The sequence below is a fragment of the Kocuria marina genome, assembly GCA_014652975.1.
In the GTDB taxonomy this organism is placed as follows: domain Bacteria; phylum Actinomycetota; class Actinomycetes; order Actinomycetales; family Micrococcaceae; genus Kocuria; species Kocuria marina.
Genome location: BMZV01000001.1, coordinates 20,790 through 38,103, shown reverse-complemented (window position 1 = coordinate 38,103; position 17,314 = coordinate 20,790). Strand labels below are relative to the sequence as shown.

The window sequence follows — 17,314 nt, the reverse complement described above, 5'->3', positions numbered from 1 at the left end:
TCACGGGGTCGTGGAACCGGCCTTCTCTCGTGGACGTTCCGCCGCTCAGTCTTCCGTTTCCTCCGCGACCCGCCACTCCCGCAACCCGTTCGCCGTCGCCGAGTCCGTGTTGATGATCCCCGCGATGCGCTCGCGGATCTGCCGGTCCTCCTGCGGGGAGCGGCACACACCGTTGGGCTGGTCCGAGGCCGTGGAGCACCACTGGAACCGGCCGTCCTGGGTGTTGGAGCTCGGTGCCCAGGCCAGGTCGCTGACCCGCCACCCGCCGTCGTCCCCGCGCGCGAACTGGAAGCGCGTGATCAGACCCTGGTTGTTGTTCTCGTACGCCGGGGATGTCTCCGTGACGGTGTTGCCCAGTCCGTAGACGATCCACTTGCCGTTGTAGTGCTCGATGGGCTGCACGCTGTGCGAACCGTGACCGTACACGGCGTCGAACGCACCGGAATCAATCAGCGAGTGAGCCGTGGTTTTCTGGTAGGCGTCGGCGTCGTCCTGGTACTCGATGATCGAGTGCATGGCCGCGATCACCACGTCCGCGCCCTGCTGGCGCGCCTTCTTCGCCTGCGCCACGGCGCGGTCGATGTCCTGTCGCGCGGGCTGCGGCTCCTCGGCGGGGTCCCGCAGCCGGTCCACCTGCCAGTCGTGCTCCGCCCGCTGGCCGTTGAGACTGTTGGTCCCGGTGACCACGGCCACGGTCCCGGCCGGGGTCTCCAGCAGCATGGGCTCCTTGGACGCGCGCTCGGAAGTGTACGAGCCGGTGTGCTTGAGGCTCGCCTCGTCGAGGGTCGCCAAGGTCCGGTTCACGCCCTCGGTGCCGCGGTCCACGGTGTGATTGGTCGCGGACGTGCACGCGTCGTAACCCGTGTTCTTGGCCGCCACGGTGATCTCCGGCGGCACACTGAAGCTCGGGTAGTCCGAGTAGGGCCCACCCTTGGGCGCCACCGGGGTCTCCATTTCGCAGATGGCCACGTCGGCCTGGTCCAGGTACGGCTTCTGACCGGCCAGCAGTGGGTCGAAGTCGAAGTGTCTGCTTTCGTTCATGGCCGGGTCCACCGCGAAGTTGCGCCACAGGCCTTCGTGCAGCAGGAGATCACCGGTCATCGCCACGGTGAAGCACGCGTCCTCGGGACACTCCGGGCCCTTACCGGGCTCGCTCGTACGGGCCGTCTCGCTCGTCGCCCGGTTGGTGGCGGACGACGTCGCTGTGCCGGGATTCTGCCCCGCGTCCTCCTGGGCGTCCCCGCTTAAGGCCCCGCACCCGGAGACCAGCAACGCCACCCCGGTCAGTGCCGCGGCCCCGGCGATCCGCGGCGAGCGTGATCGCCGGGCGGCGCGGGATGAACGGGGTCGGAGGGGTAGGGGAGGCATGCTGCGATGCTATCGCACACGTCCGTGATATGAATCACCTCCGTTTAGGTCATAAAAATCTGACCAAATTCGTCGTAAACCCTTCCGTCCACCTTTTAGGGAGGTTAGGCTTTCCTAAGTTTTGCGAATCGGGTGCGATCGGGATGTTCTCGGCGGACCCGGTGGGATTGGTCACAACGGAAGCGGGGACGGTCGTGGGTCGAACTGACAACGGTGCACAGCTCGGGTACGTGGGCGTGTCGGAGCGAGTCGTGTCACTCGCGCACCGCATGCTCGCGGGCGCGGGCCGAGCGAACGTGGTCGCCTACCGCCTCGAGGGTCAACCTACACTGCCGTGCTTGGCGCACGGGTTCATGCCAAACGGCCGGATGGTCATGGCCGCGGCTCCTCACCCCGACGTCGCTGCGCTGACCCCGGCGGGGCAGACCGTGGACGTGCGCGTGGACATCGCCAAGTTCGCTCCGGACCCCTCCGTACGCATCGTGGCGGCCAGTGCACACTTCCTGGCGGGTCTTGAGTGGCTGACCCCGGGTGAGACCGACGAACTCCTCATGACGGGGGAGTTGCCGAAGCTCGTGGCGGCCGTGGCCGACACGGCCTCCGGGCGACTCGCGATCGTCTCCACGGCACGGGTCGTGGTTCATGACGGTTCGGGTGCCACGCCACTGAACGTCGACCAGGTGCGGGCGTTCGGCCGCGAGCTCGGGGATTCCATGGCCGCGGTGAACACCGAAGTCGTGGCCCTGGACGCCGCGGTGTCCGTGGATCCAATCGATCTGGCCGGGATGTGCGATGCCGCGGAGAACGGATGGATCCCCGCCCACCTGCTGACGCGTAAGCCCTCGAGTGGCGGGTGCGCTCACACCCGGAATCGGGATTTCGTGGTGGACGTGGATCTCACCGGGGTCACGGTTCTGCGCGAGGGTTCGACCGCTACCAGCGTCTACTTCGTCCCGTTCCATCGTCCGACGTCGTCCGCGCAAGACCTCGCCGACAACCTCGCATCCCTGCTGGGCACCCCCGCCGCAGCGTGACGCCGCGCCGGTACCCCAGCGGCAGCGTCACACCCCGAGGCTGTCCGGCGGTCGTGTGAGCCTGCCGGGGCTCGATCGATCGTTGCAGACATGAGAGGACCGCGAGTCGCATGACTCGCGGTCCTCTCATGTCTGCAGTTGTTACTCGATGAGCTCCGCGATCAGCGGGCTTCGTAGCTCGCGCAGTTGGCGTCCGCAGTGACCTCGATCGACGAGGCGGTGCACAATAGGTCCTTGTTGTGCACGCACTCGAGGCGCTGGCACGCGCCCACCTGGCCGTTGGCGGTGGGCAGGCCACCGCGGGCGTCGAGCGAGATGAACGTGGTGCACGAGGCCTCGGAGCCCTGGCCGCCCACCGTGATGGCGGGGGCGGTGCAGCCGTTGTCGTTGAAGGCGCAGCCGGTGGCGGTGCAAGCGGAAACAGCGGTGAGAGTGGCCATGATCTTCTCCTGTGATTCGGGTGGTGCTCTGATCGTCGGATGAACTGATATGGACACTACGGGTGTTTTTCGGGGCGCGCCAGTAAGTTGACCCTTATGGTAAAAGGTCGTTACCTAATTGGGGTTAGGTATGCCTGAGTTTGCTGAGGGTGCACTCACCAGAATAGGGAAACAATATTTGATCTAATGGTTCGAGTGAGCTTGCGACCCCGTCGTCGGCTCATCGCAGATGCGCGCGGGGCGTGTGTGCTCACTCACTGCGCGGCGGGGCTCAGGGTTTCCGGGGCCGCTCGAATTACCTCGAAAATTTACAGAAATAATCCCGACAATGAATATGCCGAGAATCCCGCGATGAATGCCATCAGGAAATTCTTGCTCACTGCGTTCACGATCACGGAAATCACCGCCGCGAGAATCAATCGGCTCAGCTGCACCCCGGAATCGGCCTCCAGCAATGTATAGGCGACCAGGATCAACATGAGTCCCGCGGGGAGCAGGGCGGAGATCTCCCGCAGGTCCTCGCGATCGCGGAACCGATGGGCCAACAATACGGGGAACAGCCGCAACGAATAGGTCACGGCGGCGCACACGACGATGGCTGCGAGCATCTCAGGCGCCGCCTTCCGCGGTCTGGGACGAACGACCGTGCCGTGGGCGTTTGACGAGCACGACGCATAGCACCGCGTAGCACAACATGGCACCGAGCAGGAACAGGTCGCGGGGCAGCAGCAGCCCCACCGCAATGGAGGCCAGGGCAGCGAGCACGATCATCACGCGCTGCGAGGCCGCGCTCAGGGCGCTCACGAACAACAGGGTGAACAACCCGGTCAGTGCGAAGTCGAAACCGTCGAACGATTCCGGGATGAGTCCGCCGGCCACGGCTCCGACCGCGGCACCGAAGACCCAGTAGAACTGGGAGATGCCCTGGATCAGCATGAGCTCGTGCTGCGTGGTGGGGCGCACGCCGCTGTTGATCAGCGCATAGGCCTCGTCGGTCAGGGCATAGGGGCCGTAGAGCTTGGCGAAGGGCGAACGCAGCAGGTGGGTGGGATAGGAGAAGCCGTAGAAGATGTGTCGGCTGTTGACCAGCAGAGTGGTCACGGCGATCTGTAGCAGGCCCGCTCCCGCCGAGACCAATCCCACGAGCAGGAACTCGATCGAGCCCGCGAAGACCACGAGAGCCGTGAGGGGCGCCAGGTAGGGAGCGAACCCCAGCGAGACCGCATAGGCGCCGAAGGCCATCCCGAGCGGCATGTATCCCATGGCCACGGGAACCGTGACGCGCACCGCCCACGCCAACGTCCCCTTGTCCGAACTCATGCGTTCCACTCCCATCCGCCACCGCTGCGCCACGTGGCCGAGGGCCACGTTAGTGGCTGGGGTGACACGTGCGCGCTTATGCGTGACCGGCACGTCTGTAATGTGACTCATATGACACCCCGTTATGAAACTTCCGAACAGCTCGTGGCCACCCCACGACTCACCGGATTGAGCGGACACCGGAACGGCCCGGTGATCGCCCTGCGGCAGGAACTGTCCTCAGACGGTAAGCGCTACGTCAAACACGCGTGGTCGGTACCCCGCCCGACCGACGGCGATCGTGCACCTGTCCCCCTGACCTCCGGCGATCACGGAGTCCAAGAGGTGTGCCCGGCGCCGTCGGGGGAGCTCTACTTCACGTCCGACCGACCCATGGACGGGGACCACGAGAAGCGCTCCCGGTTGTGGTTGCTCCCCGAACGCGGCGACGCCCGCATGGTGCTGGACATGCCCGAGGGCATCTCGGACCCCAAGCTGGGCGGGGACATGCTGTTCTTCCTCTCGGGCATGCACCCGAGTGCCAAGGGTGCGGCGGACGAGCTCGCCCGCAACCGTGAACTGCACGAATTGCGTGAGGAATCCGGGGCGAGTCCCATGCTCTACGACCGCGCGCCGTTCCGGTACTGGGACCATGACCTCCCAGCCGCCGAGACCGCCCTGTGGTTCGTGGACACCGCCGCGCTCGCCGAGTCCCGGGACGCGGGGGAGGCCGTGCGCCGCGTGGATCTGCCCGCCGGGCGGTTGACGCGCTACTCGGTCGCCCCGGACGGCACCTGGCTGATCGCACAGTTGACCGCGTGGTTGCCGGAGGGCTGGGAACGGTCCCAGCTGTGGCGGGTGCCGATCACGGCAGACGGCGCCGGTCAGGCCGAACTGTTCCGGGACGCCACCGAGGAGGACTGGTGGGAGCCCGGGCCCGTCTCCCCGGACGGCAGCCGGGTCGTCCTGGAGCGGGACGTCGTGTGGCGCGACGGCGTCAACCTGCAGATCTCGCTGTGGATCCACGACCTGAGCACGGGTCGGGACACGGAAGTCGTGCCCACAGACGAATACTGGGCGGGGGGATCCCGGTGGATCGATGACGACTCCTTCGTGTGCACGTCCGACTATCAGGGCCGGGGGATCGTGCTGAGGGTCACGTGCCCGCGGGGCGGGGACTCCTCGATCGACGTCCTGGCCGGCGGTGCCGAGCAGCCGTGGACCTATTGCGCGGTCCACCCCGTGGGGGACGCGTTCTACGGTCTGCGGGCCACCTACGACCACCCCCTCGAGGCGGTGACGTGGTCCGGTCGGGAGTTCTGCGCCGAGCCCACCCGGATCGACGGTCTCGTGCCCGACGACGCCGTCCCCGGCCGCCTCGAGGAGGTCACCACGACCGCCGAGGACGGGACGAGCATCCGCGCGTGGCTCGCGCTGCCCGAGGGGGAAGGAACCGAACACCCGTTGCTCGTGTTCGTTCACGGTGGGCCGTGGGCGTCCAACAACCAGTGGAGCTGGCGTTGGAATCCGTGGCCGTTCGTGGCCCGCGGTTATGCCGTGCTGTTCCCGGACCCGGCCATCTCCACGGGTTACGGACAGGCCATGATCGACCGCGGTCAGCAGGAGCTGGGCGGGGCGCCGTTCACGGACGTGATGGCGCTCGTGGAGGCCACGACGCAGCGGGCGGACATCGATGCCCAGCGCCAAGCCCTGCTGGGCGGTTCCTACGGCGGGTACATGGCCAACTGGGTGGCCACCCAGACGGCGGACCGGTTCCGGTGCATTGTGACCCACGCGTCCCTGTGGAACTTGGACTCCATGGGTGCCACCACGGACAACACCGAGTGGCGTGAGGCCATGGGCCCGGCCCAGGCCGCCGTGTACTCACCGCACCGGTTCGTGGACCGGATCCAGGTCCCCATGCTCGTGATCCACGGGGACAAGGACTACCGGGTCCCGATCTCCCAGGGCATCGAGCTGTGGTCCGATCTGCAGCTGCGCACCCGGGTGGAGGGCCACCGGTTCCTGTACTTCCCGGACGAGAACCACTGGATCCTCAAGCCGGCCAACTCGCGGGCGTGGTACGAGACCGTGCTCGCGTTCCTGGCCGAACACGTGCTGGGTGAGGAATGGCAGCGCCCCGAACTGCTCGGCTGAGCACACGGGAGACATGCATCACGTGTGCTCCGGGTGGTGGCGGAGGGGAGTAGAATCGCCACGATTCCCCTCTGCATCCACTCATGAAGAGAGACCTGTGCATGTCTGAAACCACCACCCAGCGCGCCGATCTGCGCAACGTGGCCATCGTGGCCCACGTTGACCACGGCAAGACCACCATCGTCGATGCCATGCTCCAGCAGACGAACGCGTTCTCCAGCCACGGAGAGGTCGAGGAACGAGTCATGGACTCGGGCGACCTGGAGCGGGAGAAGGGCATCACCATCCTGGCCAAGAACACCACGGTGTTCTACGACGGCCCCGCGGCCAACGGTGAGACCATCACAATCAACGTGATCGACACCCCGGGTCACGCCGACTTCGGTGGCGAGGTGGAGCGCGGTCTGTCCATGGTGGACGGCGTCGTGCTGCTCGTGGACGCCTCCGAGGGCCCGCTGCCCCAGACCCGGTTCGTGCTGCGCAAGGCCCTCGAGGCCAAGCTGCCCGTGATCGTCGTCGTCAACAAGGTGGACCGCCCGGACGCCCGGATCGACGAGGTCGTCTCCGACACCATGGACCTGCTGCTGGGCCTGGCCTCGGACATCGCCGAGGACCACCCGGACCTGGACCTGGACGCCGTCCTGGACGTGCCCGTGGTCTACGCCTCCGGTAAGGCCGGCCGTGCCTCCACCGACCAGCCCGGCAACGGCGAACTGCCGGACAATGAGGACCTCGAGCCGCTGTTCCGCACCATCATCGAGCACATCCCCGCGCCGTCCTACAACCCGGACGGCGTGCTGCAGGCGCACGTGACCAACCTGGACGCCTCCCCGTTCCTGGGTCGCCTGGCCCTGCTGCGCATCTTCAACGGGACGCTGAAGAAGGGCCAGACCGTGGCGTGGGCGCGTCACGACGGAACCCTCAAGAGCGTGCGCATCTCCGAACTGCTGGCCACCAAGGGCCTGGACCGGGTGCCCGCGGAGAGCGCCGGGCCTGGTGAGATCGTGGCCGTGGCCGGGATCGAGGACATCACCATCGGTGAGACCCTCACGGACCTCGAGAACCCCGAGCCGCTGCCGCTGATCACGGTGGACGATCCCGCGATCTCCATGACCATCGGGATCAACACGTCGCCCTTGGCCGGACGCGTCAAGGGGGCCAAGGTCACCGCGCGCCAGGTCAAGGACCGCCTGGACAAGGAGCTCATCGGTAACGTCTCGCTGCGCGTGCTGCCCACCCAGCGCCCGGACGCGTGGGAGGTGCAGGGCCGCGGTGAGCTGGCCCTGGCCATCCTCGTGGAGCAGATGCGCCGCGAGGGCTTCGAGATCACCGCGGGCAAACCACAGGTGGTCACCAGGACCGTGGACGGCAAGGTGCACGAGCCCTACGAGCACATGACGATCGATGCTCCGGACGAGTTCCTGGGTGCGATCACCCAGCTCATGGCCGCGCGTAAGGGCCGCATGGAGGGCATGAGCAACCACGGCACCGGGTGGGTGCGCATGGAGTTCAAGGTCCCCTCGCGCGGTCTGATCGGCTTCCGCACCAAGTTCCTCACGGAGACCCGAGGCGCGGGCATCGCGTCCTCCTACGCGGACGGCTACGAGCCGTGGGCCGGGGAGATCGAGTACCGCACCAACGGTTCTATGATCGCGGACCGCGCCGGTGTGGTCACCCCGTACGCCATGATCAACCTGCAGGAGCGCGGCTCGTTCTTCGTGGAGCCTACCTCCGAGGTCTACGAGGGCATGATCGTGGGTGAGAACTCCCGCGCGGACGACATGGACGTGAACATCACCAAGGAGAAGAAGCTCACCAACATGCGCTCGTCCACGGCGGACAGCTTCGAGAACCTCACGCCCCCGCGCAAGCTCACGCTCGAGGAGTCCCTCGAGTTCGCGCGCGAGGACGAGTGCGTGGAGGTCACCCCGGAGGCCATCCGCATCCGCAAGGTGGTCCTGGACGCCAACGAGCGCCTCAAGGTCGCCCGGCAGCGGGCGCGCGCCTGATCGTGGCCGATCCTCGATACCCGGGCGGGGGACACGCGACCGAGGGGGCGGTGGAGACACTGCTCCCCGGGGGCGTGGATCCCGCCCGGGCTCGTGTGTTGTGGGTGCACGCCCACCCGGACGACGAAGCCATCGTCACGGGCGTATCCATCGGGTACTACGGCGCGCTGGGCGCCACCACGGTGTTGCTGACCATGACGCGCGGCGAACGCGGTGAGGTTATCCCGCCCGCCCTGCGTCATCTCGAGGTGGGCCAACCCGGGTGCCCGGACACCGACGGCACCGCGCTGGGGCTCTACCGTGTGGGTGAGCTCGACGCCGCCGCGGCCGCCATGGGGCTCGCGGACCGGTTCTTCGCGGGGGAGCCCCCCGCCCACGATCCCGCCGAGGGTTTCGCCAACGGCGCGGACAAGTACGTGGATTCCGGGATGAGCTGGGGGCCCGACGGCCGCCCGCAGCCCGCCGAGGACGTCTCACCCGCAGCGCTCACGGCGGCGGATCCGCAGGAGGCCGCCGCCCACGTGGCCGCAGCTATCCGCGCGGTGCGTCCCCACGCCGTGATCACCTACGACGACGACGGCGGGTACGGTCACCCGGACCACGTGGCCACGCACGGGGTCACGCTGCGCGCCGTGGACCTCGCAGCGTCAGCACCGGACACCGCCCACGACGCGTGGGACGTCCCCCTGACGTGGGGGATCGAGAGCGACGTGAACCCCTCGGACGAACGGCCGCAAGCGGCGATCCACGGTGATCTGGCGGTGAAGCGCGCCGCAATGGCGGCGCACGCCACACAGATCACCCTGGGCGAGGACCCGCAGGGCACCACGTACAAGCTATCCAACGGCGTGCCGCAGACCCTCAGCGCCACCGAGACGTTCCGCCTGTTACGCCGGGGCGGACAATGAGCGCGTCCGGACTGCACCGCACCGCCCCGTGGGAGAGCGCCCCGGCCACGCAGACCGCCGGCGACCACGCGCCCGGGGGTGCCGAGAAGCAACGGCCGGGAGCGGCGTCGTCGTTGGTGACGGCACTGCTCACGGGACTCGTGGCGGGAGCGGTGGCCACGGCCATGCACGCCAACATCTGGTACCTGGACGGCTGGTGGCTCCCGTGGGGGCTCGTATTCTCCGGGGCGCTGCTGCTGTGCGCGAGCGTGTGGTGCGGTACCGCGACCCGGCGCGTGTGGGCGGCTGCCGTCCCAGGGCTCGTGACGTACGTGATCGCCTGGGCCACCGCGTACCTGCGAGAGGGCTCGGCGCTCGTGGTCACCACGTGGGCCGAGCCCGTGGGGATCGTGGGGTTGCTGTGGTTCGCCGTGATCTTCGTGGCGGTCATGGCCTCCGTGATTGTTACGGGGCATTGGCTGGTGCGCTCGCGGGCGCGGTAGCCTCGAATGCCCGCCGCTAGAATGGTCGAGGACTTGGGAACAGAAGGAGAGGTTCGTCAACCGTGACTTACGTAATTGCGCAGCCGTGCGTGGATGTCAAGGACAAGGCCTGCGTGGAGGAATGTCCCGTGGACTGCATCTACGAGGGCGAGCGATCCCTGTACATCCACCCGGACGAGTGCGTGGACTGCGGTGCGTGCGAACCGGTGTGCCCCGTGGAGGCCATCTACTACGAGGACGACACCCCCGAGGAATGGGCCGAGTACTACAAGGCGAACGTGGAGTTCTTCGACGATCTGGGCTCTCCGGGTGGGGCCGCCAAGCTCGGCAACACCCACAAGGACCACCCCATGATCGCGGAACTGCCCCCGCAGAACCAGGACTGATCCGGTGAGCGTGGCCCGCGGATTCGGTCTGAACCTGCCCGACTACCCCTGGAACTCCCTCGCGCCGTACCGCCGGACCGCGCAGGAGCACCCGGATGGTGTGGTGGACCTGTCCATCGGGACCCCGGTGGACCCCACGCCGCTCGTGATCCAGGATGCGCTCGCCGCCGCCGCGGACGCCCCCGGGTATCCCACGACGCACGGGACCCCCGCGCTGCGGGAGGCCGTGGCCGCGTGGTTCGCCGATCGTCGCGGTGTGCCCGATCTGGACCCGGACGCCGTGATGCCCACGGTGGGTTCCAAGGAACTCGTCGCGTGGCTGCCGCTGTTGCTGGGTCTGGGCCCGGGCGACGTCGTAGTGCGTCCCGTGGTCGCCTACCCCACGTACGACATCGGGGCGCAGATCGCCGGCGCCGAGGCCGTGGCCGCGGACTCGCTGGACGAGCTCGAGCCCTCGGTGCGCGAGCGCGTGCGCATGGTGTGGGTCAACTCGCCGGGCAATCCCACGGGCATCGTGCGGGACGCGCAGAGTCTCAAGCGGCTCGTGGACCAGGCCCGCTCGCAGGGGGCCGTGGTGGTCTCCGACGAGTGCTACGCCGAGCTCGGCTGGGGTCAGTGGGATCCCGCACGCGGTGGCGAACCCGTGCCGTCCGTCCTGGACCCGCGCGTGAGCGGCGGGGACACGTCCCTGCTGTTCAGCGCGTACTCGCTGTCCAAGCAGTCGAACCTCGCGGGCTACCGCGCCGCGTTCCTCACGGGTGACCCCGCGCTGATGCCCTCGCTCATCAACTCGCGCAAGCACGCCGGGATGATCGTGCCCTATCCCGTGCAGGAAGCCATGCGCGTGGCCCTGGGGGACACCGCGCACGTGACGGCGCAGAAGAACCTCTACCGGCAGCGGCGCGAGGCACTCAAGCCCGCCGTGGAGGCCTTCGGGCTCACGATCGAGCATTCCGAGGCCGGCTTGTACCTGTGGGCCACCGCCGGTGAGGACACGTGGGACACCGTGGAACGCTTCGCCCGCCTGGGCATCGTGGTGGGCCCCGGGACCTTCTACGGGGACGCCGGGCACGGCTACGTGCGGCTGTCCCTGACCGCGAGCGACGAGCGCATGGCGGCCGCCGTGCAACGGCTCTCAGGCGCCGTCTGAGCCCGCCGCACACGGGTGGGCAAGTGGAATCCCGATCACACCAACGGGTAGGTTGGTGGGGAATGACACCGTGTTCCCGCCCGGTGCGCACCGACCCGAACCGCCACGACGGCGTGGGGGTGAACCGCACCGCGAACCCGTCGTGGAACACCTAGCGAACCGTGAAGGACACATCATGGCAGAGGCCAAGAAGTCCACCGACAAGGTGGAGCTGAACTACGAGAAGGGCAAGTCCCTCGAGCTCCCCGTGCTGGAGGTGACCGAGGGCAACAAGGGCTACGGCGTGGGCTCCCTGCTCAAGGAGACCGGCAACGTCAGCTTCGACCCCGGGTTCGTGAACACCGCGAACACGCGCTCCACGGTGACCTACATCGATGGCGCCCAGGGCATCCTGCGCTATCGCGGCTACCCCATCGAGGAGCTTGCGGAGCACTCCAACTTCCTGGAGACCGCCTACCTGCTGATCTACGGCGAGCTTCCCACGCGTGAGCAGTACGAGGACTTCCAGCACCGCATCACCACGCACACCATGGTGCACGAGGACATCAAGATGTTCTTCAACGGCTTCCCCCGCTCCGCGCACCCCATGCCCGTGCTGTCCTCGGCCGTGTCCGCGCTGTCCACCTTCTACTCGGACTCCCTGGACCCGTTCAACAAGGAGCACGTGGAGATCTCCACCATCCGCCTGCTCGCAAAGGTCCCCACTCTGGCCGCGTACGCGTACAAGAAGTCCGTGGGCGAGCCGCAGCTGTACCCCCACAACAACCTCAACTACGCGGAGAACTTCCTGCGCATGTGCTTCGGTGTGCCCGCCGAGGACTACGAGGTGGACCCGGTGGTCGCCAAGACCCTGGACATCCTGTTCATGCTGCACGCGGACCACGAGCAGAACTGCTCCACCTCCACGGTGCGCCTGGTGGGTTCCTCCCACGCCAACATGTTCGCGTCCGTCTCCGCGGGCATCAACGCCCTCTACGGCCCGCTGCACGGCGGTGCCAATGAGGCCGTGCTGGCCATGCTGGACCAGATCCAGAACCGTGGGCTCTCCGCGGACGAGTTCATGGAGAAGGTCAAGAACAAGGAGGACGGCGTCCGCCTCATGGGGTTCGGGCACCGTGTCTACAAGAACTACGATCCCCGTGCCCGCATCATCAAGGGCTACGCGCACGACGTCCTGGCCAAGATGGGCGGCAACAACGAGCTGCTGGACCTGGCCATCGGCCTGGAGGAGAAGGCCCTCGCGGACGACTACTTCGTGGAGCGCAAGCTCTACCCGAACGTGGACTTCTACACGGGATTGATCTACAAGGCCATGGGCTTCCCCGAGAAGATGTTCACCGTGCTCTTCGCGATCGGCCGCCTGCCCGGCTGGATCGCGCAGTGGCGCGAGATGATCGAGGACCCCGAGACCAAGATCGGCCGCCCCCGCCAGCTCTACGTGGGCGAGGGTGAACGCCACTACCCGACCGCCAACTGAGTTCCCCGGTCAAACCGACGAGCCCCGATCACCGTTCGGTGATCGGGGCTCGTTCGTCGGTGCGGGCACGACGCCGCCGCTCGGCTCAGCCGTCGTAACCGTTCGGGTTGTTCTTCTGCCAGTTCCAGTGGTCCCGGCACATGGTGTCGATGTCCCGGTCCGCGGACCAGCCCAGTTCGGCGAGGGCGGAGGAGGGATCGGCGTAGGACACAGCGGCGTCGCCGGGGCGGCGCGGGGCGATCTCGTAGGGGATCTCCCGGCCCGAGGCCTTCTGGAATGCCTCGCGGACCTCCAGCACGGAGTAGCCGCGGCCGGTGCCCAGGTTCCACACGTGCACGCCGTGGTCCCGGCTGATCCGGTCCAGGGCACGTAGGTGTCCGTCCGCGAGGTCCACCACGTGGATGTAGTCGCGCACGCCGGTGCCGTCCGGGGTGGGGTAGTCGTCGCCGAAGACCATGAGCTTCTCGCGCCGGCCCACGGCCACCTGCGCGACGAACGGCATGAGGTTGTTGGGGATCCCCGAGGGGTCCTCACCGATCCGCCCGGACTCGTGCGCGCCCACGGGGTTGAAGTAGCGCAGCAGGGCCACGGACCAGCGGTCATCAGAGGCCGCGAGGTCCGCGAGCATGTCCTCGATGTGTTCCTTGGTACGGCCGTACGGGTTCTGCGCGTCCATGGACAGCTTCTCGGTCAGCGGCATGGTCTCCGGGGCGCCGTACACGGTGGCCGAGGACGAGAACACTATGCTGCGGCACCCGTTCTCCTCCATGGCCCACAACAGGTTCACGGTCCCGCTGACGTTGTTCGTGTAGTACCACAGCGGCTTCTGCCCCGATTCCCCCACGGCCTTGAGCCCCGCGAAGTGGATCACGGCGTCCGGGCGGTGCTGCGCGAACACGCGGTCCAGACCCTCGCGGTCCAGCAGGTCCACCTCTTCGAACGCCGCGACGTCGCGTCCGGCGAGTTCCGCCACCCGCTCGAGCGACGTCTTGGACGAATTGGACAGGTTGTCCAGGACGACGACGTCGTGCCCCGCCTCGAGCAGCGCCAGAACCGTGTGCGAGCCGATGTACCCGGTTCCCCCGGTGACAAGAATCTTCATGGTCCCCACCCTATCCAGTGGACCTCACGAAAACGCGCGGCCGGGCCCGCGAGCTGCGGGACCCGGCCGAGCGGCGTCGTCGTCGCGATCCGTGGACGCGCGACGGCGGGGATCAATTGGCGTGCAGTGCGGCGTTGAGCTCCACCGTGCTGCCCTGGCGGGGCAGCGCCTCCACGACGCCGTTGGTGGAGTTGCGGCGGAACAGCAGGTTGTTCACGCCGGAGAGCTCGGACGCCTTGACCACGCGGGGTTCGGCGCCGCCCTCGATGAGGCTCACGCGGGTACCGGCGGTGACATACAGGCCGGCCTCGACGACGCAGTCGTCACCCAGGGAGATGCCCACGCCCGCGTTGGCGCCCAGCAGGCAGCGCTGGCCCAGCGTGATCCGCTGCTTGCCGCCGCCGGACAGCGTGCCCATGATGGATGCGCCGCCGCCCACGTCCGTGTGGTCGTGGACCACGACGCCGGCGGAGATCCGGCCCTCAACCATGGCCTCGCCGAGCGTGCCGGCGTTGAAGTTCACGAACCCCTCGTGCATCACGGTGGTGCCCTCGCCCAGGTAGGCACCGAGGCGCACGCGGTCCGCGTCACCGATGCGCACACCGGAGGGCACCACGTAATCGACCATGCGCGGGAACTTGTCCACGCCAAGCACGGTCACGGTCCCGCTGGCGCGCAGGCGCAGCAGGGAGCGGGTCAGTTCCTCCGCGAGCACGGGACCGCGGCTGGTCCACGCCACGTTCGCGAGCTTGCCGAAGACGCCGTCCAGGTTGAGGGTGTTGGGCCGCACCAAGCGGTGGGACAGCAGGTGCAGGCGCAGGTAGGCGTCCGCGGCGTCCTGGGGTGCCTCGTCCAGGTTGATCACGGTGGTCACGATCTCGGAGCGCACGTTGCGATCCGGGTCCGTGGTGGCGGCCACGCGCAGATCCGCCTCGTAGCTCGTATCCGGGTTGGCGCTCAGGCTCGGCGCAGGGTAGAAGACGTCCAGCACGGTCCCCTCCCGCTCGCCGGAGCCCACCACGGTGGCCAGCCCCACTCCGGAGGCGATACGGGAATTCTCGGTGCTCTCGCTCGTTGAAGTCATGGGCCCATCCTAAAAGATGCCCCGTGACCCGGTGGTAGATGACCCGACCCGCGCGGCTCGTCAATGAGGCCCCGCGGCAGCCGACCGCGACGCCCACTGCGGTGGTTGTGACAGCTTGATTGGGCCTCGTTGTGACGGCCTGAACTGGCCCCGCGTGCGACTTGCCGGGGTGTTGACGGTCTGAAGTGGCCCCACCTCTGAACGCTGGTCCCCATCTACGGGAACTATTCAAGGGGCGAGGGAGCCGAGATGGGGTCACGAGTGCAGCTGTACGCCGACATCCGCCATGACGCGAGAGTCGATGGCCTGTCCATCCGGCAACTCGCGGCCAAGCACGGAGTACATCGCCACACCGTGCGCCAGGCGCTGGCCGCAGCCGAACCCCCGCCCCGCAAGACCCCGGTACGGTCCGCTCCGCGTCTAGATCCGTACAAGTCCGCGATCGACGCGATGCTGCTCTATGACCTGACCGCACCCCGCAAGCAGCGCCACACCGCGACCCGGATCCTGGCCCGGTTGCGTGACGAGCACGACGCCACCGACCTGTCCTACTCGACCGTGCGCGACTACGTCAGGGTGCGCCGGGCGCAGATCCAGCTGGAGGCCGGTCGCCGGGTGGAGACGATGGTGCCGCAGGATCACGCCCCCGGCGCTGAGGCCGAGGTCGACTTCGGCGAGGTGTACGTGATCCTCGACGGTGTCAAGACCAAGTGCCACATGTTCGTCTACCGCCTGTCCCATTTCGGCAAGGCCAGCCACCGCGTCTACCCGACCGGCGGGCAGGAAGCCGTCCTCGAGGGCCACATCGAGGCCTTCCCCGCCCTGGGTGGTATCCCGGCCCGCCACATCCGCTACGACACCCTCACCTCCGCCGTCGTGCAGGTCATCCACGGCGGTGACCGGCTACGCGACGAGAACGAACGCTGGGTGCTGTTCCGCTCCCACTACGGCTTCGACGCGTTCTACTGCCAGCCCGGCATCGACGGCGCCCATGAGAAGGGCGGCGTCGAGGGCGAGGTCGGCTGGTTCCGCCGCAACCACCTCACCCCCATGCCCGAGGTCGCCATCCTGGACGAGCTCAACGACCAGATCCGCGCCTGGGAAGTCGACGACAACACCCGCCGCATTGCTGGGCATGCCACCACGGTCGGGTAGGACTACCATGCCGAACTGCCTCACCTGGCGCCGTTGCCGGCCGACGACTTCGACCCCGGCCTGATCCTGCACCCCGCGTCGACCGCTCCGCCCTGGTCACCGTCCGCATGGTCAAGTACTCCGTGCCCGCGCACCTGATCGGCCAACGCATCCGCGTGTTCCTGCGTGCCTCGTGCGTGGTCGTGTTCGAGGCCCGCGCCGCCGGGGCGTTCACCCCTGCCCACGACGCGTTCTGGGCCGCCGCCCGCAAGACCAGCGGCGATGTGGCCGGAACCCAAGCGTTGATCGACGTGCTCCTGCTCCACCGATCCCTCCCGGCGGATGCCGTCATCGCCGGCATCACCTCCGCCCTGTCGGTCGGTGCCACGAGCCCGGACGTCGTCACCGTCGAGGCCCGCCGCCACGCCGCCAGCCACACACCTGCAACACCGGCCACGGGCCGTGTCGGGACGGTCGTGAACCTGCCGCCACGGCGCCCCATCGACCCGCACCAGGTCATCGCGCAGCTCCCCGAGGACACTCGGCCCCTGCCCACCGTGACCGCTTACGACGAGCTCCTGCGGCGACGACACGCCGACTCCGCCCCGGCCCGCGCCGAGGTCCATCACCACACTTCGACAGGAACCCCATGACCACCAGCAGCGCCCGGCCCGCCAGTCTTCGTCGCCGTCAGGGCCTCACCGAACAAGCCGCGCAGGCCGCGATCGACCAGGCCTGCCGCCGGCTCCGGCTGCCCACCATCCGTGCCGTCGTCGACGACGCAGTGGCGGCTGCTACGAAGGAACAGCTCACCTACCAGGGCTTCCTGGCCGAGCTCCTGCTCGCCGAGGTCGACGACCGGGACCGGCGCTCCACCCCGCGTCGCATCAAGAGCTCCGGTTTCCCCCGGGAGAAGTGGCTGGCCGACTTCGATTTCGACGTGAACCCGAACATTAATCCCGCCACCATCAACGAGCTCGCGACCGGCGACTGGATCCGTCGCGGTGACCCGCTGTGCCTGATCGGGGACTCCGGCACAGACAAGTCCCACCTGCTCATCGCCCTCGGGACGGCCGCTGCCGAGCAGGGTTACCGTGTCCGCTACACCCTCGCGACCCGCCTCCACCTTCACCGACCCCCGCTTGTACGCAGCGATCGTCGATCGCCTCACCTACAACGCCACCATCATCGAGACCGGCACCCACTCTTACCGCCTCGCGCACACCCGCGCCCGCCGAACAGGTGCATGACATCAATCATCCGGGTCCTCCCTAAGTCAGACAC

At 67.9% G+C, this 17,314-nt stretch carries 14 protein-coding genes and 2 pseudogenes; 10 read left to right on the top strand and 6 right to left on the bottom strand.

Going from position 1 to position 17,314, the window contains the following annotated elements; genetic code table 11:
• Positions 1 to 45 precede the first annotated feature (45 nt).
• Positions 46 to 1,368 (bottom strand): CapA family protein, encoded by a 1,323-nt coding sequence (locus IE157_RS00200; protein ID WP_193518799.1) that lies wholly within the window; start codon positions 1,366 to 1,368, stop codon positions 46 to 48.
• 251 nt (positions 1,369 to 1,619) lie between these two features.
• Here IE157_RS00200 and IE157_RS00195 point away from each other — a divergent pair, with 251 nt between their 5' ends.
• Positions 1,620 to 2,402: a hypothetical protein gene (locus IE157_RS00195; protein WP_318281222.1), complete on the top strand. Its 783-nt coding sequence runs from the start codon at positions 1,620 to 1,622 to the stop codon at positions 2,400 to 2,402.
• A 161-nt stretch (positions 2,403 to 2,563) separates the two neighbouring features.
• Here IE157_RS00195 and IE157_RS00190 read toward each other — a convergent pair whose 3' ends face one another.
• From IE157_RS00190 to IE157_RS00180, 3 genes are all read right to left on the bottom strand, one after another.
• Positions 2,564 to 2,842 (bottom strand): DUF1540 domain-containing protein, encoded by a 279-nt coding sequence (locus IE157_RS00190; protein WP_035965361.1) that lies wholly within the window; start codon positions 2,840 to 2,842, stop codon positions 2,564 to 2,566.
• 308 nt (positions 2,843 to 3,150) lie between these two features.
• Positions 3,151 to 3,450 (bottom strand): AzlD domain-containing protein, encoded by a 300-nt coding sequence (locus IE157_RS00185; RefSeq protein WP_085107151.1) that lies wholly within the window; start codon positions 3,448 to 3,450, stop codon positions 3,151 to 3,153.
• A 1-nt stretch (position 3,451) separates the two neighbouring features.
• A complete protein-coding gene (locus tag IE157_RS00180) occupies positions 3,452 to 4,162 on the bottom strand; it encodes an AzlC family ABC transporter permease (protein WP_193518797.1) in 711 nt (236 codons plus the stop codon).
• 111 nt (positions 4,163 to 4,273) lie between these two features.
• On the opposite strand from IE157_RS00180, the gene IE157_RS00175 reads away from it, so the two are divergent.
• From IE157_RS00175 to IE157_RS00145, 7 genes are all read left to right on the top strand, one after another.
• Positions 4,274 to 6,298: a S9 family peptidase gene (locus IE157_RS00175; RefSeq protein ID WP_193518796.1), complete on the top strand. Its 2,025-nt coding sequence runs from the start codon at positions 4,274 to 4,276 to the stop codon at positions 6,296 to 6,298.
• 101 nt (positions 6,299 to 6,399) lie between these two features.
• Complete coding sequence (typA, locus tag IE157_RS00170; protein WP_064846062.1) at positions 6,400 to 8,307, top strand: translational GTPase TypA; 1,908 nt, start codon at positions 6,400 to 6,402, stop codon at positions 8,305 to 8,307.
• 50 nt (positions 8,308 to 8,357) lie between these two features.
• Complete coding sequence (locus tag IE157_RS00165; protein ID WP_318281221.1) at positions 8,358 to 9,215, top strand: PIG-L family deacetylase; 858 nt, start codon at positions 8,358 to 8,360, stop codon at positions 9,213 to 9,215.
• On the top strand, positions 9,212 to 9,697 hold the full coding sequence (locus tag IE157_RS00160) for a hypothetical protein (protein ID WP_318281220.1): 486 nt from the start codon (positions 9,212 to 9,214) through the stop codon (positions 9,695 to 9,697). The genes IE157_RS00165 and IE157_RS00160 overlap by 4 nt, the downstream gene beginning before the upstream one ends.
• A gap of 62 nt (positions 9,698 to 9,759) precedes the next feature.
• Complete coding sequence (fdxA, locus tag IE157_RS00155) at positions 9,760 to 10,083, top strand: ferredoxin (RefSeq protein ID WP_035965353.1); 324 nt, start codon at positions 9,760 to 9,762, stop codon at positions 10,081 to 10,083.
• A 4-nt stretch (positions 10,084 to 10,087) separates the two neighbouring features.
• Complete coding sequence (gene dapC, locus IE157_RS00150; protein ID WP_144997940.1) at positions 10,088 to 11,233, top strand: succinyldiaminopimelate transaminase; 1,146 nt, start codon at positions 10,088 to 10,090, stop codon at positions 11,231 to 11,233.
• A gap of 175 nt (positions 11,234 to 11,408) precedes the next feature.
• Positions 11,409 to 12,710 (top strand): citrate synthase, encoded by a 1,302-nt coding sequence (locus IE157_RS00145; RefSeq protein WP_064846064.1) that lies wholly within the window; start codon positions 11,409 to 11,411, stop codon positions 12,708 to 12,710.
• A gap of 85 nt (positions 12,711 to 12,795) precedes the next feature.
• Here the strand turns inward: IE157_RS00145 and galE are convergent, their stop codons facing one another.
• Positions 12,796 to 13,812, bottom strand: coding sequence for a UDP-glucose 4-epimerase GalE (gene galE, locus IE157_RS00140; protein ID WP_193518794.1), 1,017 nt, complete (start codon positions 13,810 to 13,812; stop codon positions 12,796 to 12,798).
• Between the two features lie 112 nt (positions 13,813 to 13,924).
• On the bottom strand, positions 13,925 to 14,896 hold the full coding sequence (dapD, locus tag IE157_RS00135; protein ID WP_193518793.1) for a 2,3,4,5-tetrahydropyridine-2,6-dicarboxylate N-succinyltransferase: 972 nt from the start codon (positions 14,894 to 14,896) through the stop codon (positions 13,925 to 13,927).
• Positions 14,897 to 15,145: 249 nt separating this feature from the next.
• Between dapD and istA the strand changes: the two are divergent.
• Positions 15,146 to 16,683 (top strand): annotated as a pseudogene (gene istA / locus IE157_RS00130) (IS21 family transposase).
• Positions 16,680 to 17,280 (top strand): annotated as a pseudogene (locus IE157_RS00125) (ATP-binding protein). Before istA ends, IE157_RS00125 begins: the two co-directional pseudogenes overlap by 4 nt.
• Positions 17,281 to 17,314: the final 34 nt, after the last annotated feature.